The following is a 2918-nucleotide window of genomic DNA, read 5'->3' on the forward strand; positions in this document are numbered from 1 at the left end:
GCATAGCTGGTGATCTCAATGATCCGCGGCTGCTTACCCCGGTTCACCAAGGTTAAGCGCCGCAGTTCGATGTCGTCCTCAGGGGAGATCACCACCTGGGTTTTCACCGATAGCAGACCCTGTTTACGTTGGAACTCCGCCCCGGCATCGTTGAAGACGGCGCGATAGCCGCCTTTCTCTGTTTCACCGGTGGGGTGCCAGGTATTGCTCCACACCTCGCCGGTTTGCGGATCGCGCAGGTAACAGAACGCGCCCCAGTTATCGCAGGTGGCATCCTCACGCCAGCGGGTTAGCGCCAGATTCTGCCAGCGGCTGTAGCTGCCGCCGCTTTGGGTGATCATCAAGTGGTAGTTGGCATTCGACAGCAACTGGACTTCCGGGATCGGTGTATCCACACGGGTGAACTCACGCGCGGCGAAGCTGGCCGGTTTAATCGCGCCTTCATGGGTTTCGAAGTGCCGGCGGGTACTGTACAACTCAACCGCATCAGGCACTCGTTCCTGCAACAGCAAACGGGTTGACTGGAAGGCGGGGTAACTGGCAAAGCGTTTCACCATCGGTGCATCCAGCAGTAAGTGTGACAACGCCAGGAAGCTCATGCCCTGGTGGTGAGCCATATAAGAGCGAACAATCACATAGAGTTGCCCACGGCTGAGGCGTGACGTGGTGTAGTCCAGTGCTTCATAGAAGCCATAGCGACCCTTGGCACCGTTTTTTTCCAGTTCCACCAGGTTGCTACAGGCACTGTCCGGATCGACAATCAGCGCCATCATGGTGGCGTAAGGGGCGATCACCATGTCGTCACCCAGCCCACGCCGCAGCCCTAATCCCGGCACGCCAAAGGCGTGATACTGGTAGTTTTGCAAAGCGTCAAAGCCGAAGTAACCGGACTCGGAAATTCCCCACGGTACACCGCGCTCCTTACCCCAGGCAATTTGCCGCTCGACTGCAGAGCGGCACATTTGCACCAGCAACGTATCGGGATAGGCAGGCATCACCAGTTGCGGCATCAGGTATTCAAACATTGAGCCGCTCCAGGACATCAGCGCTGGCTCCTTGTCGATCACCGTAAACAGCCGGCCTAATGCAAACCAGCTGCGCTGTGGAATTTGGTTGGTGGCAATCGCCACATAGTTGGTCAGGCGGATTTCCGAAGCCAGCAGATCGTATTTACCACTGTCGGCACGGTTTTGATCGCAGTTGAAACCGACGGTCAGCAAATGGGTGGCTTCGTCATACAGGAAGCTGAAGTCCATTTGCGCCATTGCTGTCAGGCGTCGAGCCAGCTGTGCCAACTGTTCGAGGCGTTCCGCTGCCAGTTGCTGCACGGCATCCAACTGCGTTTGCTGCTCTGTCGACAGCGTCAGCCGTGCCGGTGGGCTGGCCAGCCAATGCAGGCTAGGAATTTGCTCCAGCTCTGGCATGCTGTCACTCAGCCAGCCAAACCATAATGCCCATTCGGCGCACAGTTCGTTGAGCTGCTGGTGTAGGTTACCAGCCCAGCGTTTCACCTCGTCACCCTGTTGCAGAGCGGGTTCCTGTAATCCATTACTGTGGTTACGCATTTCATTGAGTTCAGTCTGCAGTGCCGCCGGATGGGCGTTCTGCGCCTGTTCCCAGTGCTTGCGCAGTTTGGTTAATGCTTTCGGTGCGGCGATACCCCAGTGTTGCTCCAGTATCAGCAACGTATCTTCGACTCCGGCCAGAATGCGGGTTGGATCGATAACGGGTTGCATGGCCAACCCTGGCAGGCCCGCGCTCAGGGTTAGCAGGTGGCCCGCGAAATTACCGCTGTCCACGCTGGAAACATAGCGCGGATTCAAAGGTACCAGGGTGCGGGTGTCGTACCAGTTGTACAGGTGACCGCGATAATGCTCCATGCGATCGAGCGTATTCAACGTCAGGGTAATACGCTGCAAAGCTGCGCTGAGGGTGATATAGCCGAAGTCATAAGCGGTAAGATCGGCCAGCAGCGCCAGCCCGATATTGGTGGGCGACGTGCGGTGCGCCACTACCGGCTCTGGAATTTCCTGGAAGTTATCCGGCGGCAGCCAGTTTTCCTGCTGATTGACAAAGGTAGCGAAAAACTCCCAGGTTTCGCGGCTGCTTTGGCGCAGGAAACGGCGCTGGCGATCGTCGATGGCCGTTTTGCTGCGCTGTGGCTCCAGGCTAAGCGAATAGAGTAGATACGGCGACAGGATCCACAAGGCGGCCAACGGGATAGCGGCTAATAGCGCTACCGGGCTGGCAAAAGCGGCCAATAGCAACAATGCAACACCTGCAAACGGGTTGATCCACAGGTTGCGATAAAAATTCGCCAGCGAGACGGTCAGATGGTGTTTGGATTGGTCGAAGCTGGTCCACTCTTGCAGATTGCGTTTGCTGATCAACAGGCGCCACAGGGTGATGCCAATGGCCTTCAGGCTGTACCAGGCTTCATGAGGCAGCTCGGCCAGACGCAGGCCAATTTGAGACAACCGATGCAGTGAGCCCTTCAGCGCTAGCTGCAAGTGCTGAATAAAAGGCCGACGCGGGGGCTTACGTACCACATCCTGCAACAGCGCCAGCAGCGTGGGTAGCAGCAGAATAATGGCGAACACCGCCAACCAGTAGGGGGTATCCGGCAACCAGGTTAAGCCAAAGAACAGCAACAACAGGAAGCAGGGGGCTACCAGGCTGCGGCGCAGGTTATCGAGCAGTTTCCAGCGCGATAGCGGGCTTAATGGGTTAGCGGCTCGCGAGCCGTCTTCGGTGGTGACCCGGGGCAACAGCCAGTTGAATAGCTGCCAATCGCCACGGATCCAGCGGGTGCGGCGGGCGGCATCGACCAGATAGTTGCTCGGATACTGCTCATAGAGCAAAACATCGCTCAGTAAACCGGAACGGGCATAGCAGCCTTCCAGCAGATCGTGGCTTAA

Annotated in this window: 1 protein-coding gene; it reads right to left on the minus strand. The window is 57.4% G+C overall.

Annotated features, from left to right (window positions below; genetic code table 11):
• Window positions 1-2918 (minus strand): glucoamylase family protein (locus ACLQ7H_RS11700; protein ID WP_411752810.1); only part of this gene is annotated, 2918 nt, incomplete at both ends.

The organism is Serratia sp. (in: enterobacteria), from assembly GCF_046715635.1.
Taxonomy (GTDB): Bacteria; Pseudomonadota; Gammaproteobacteria; order Enterobacterales; family Enterobacteriaceae; genus Chania.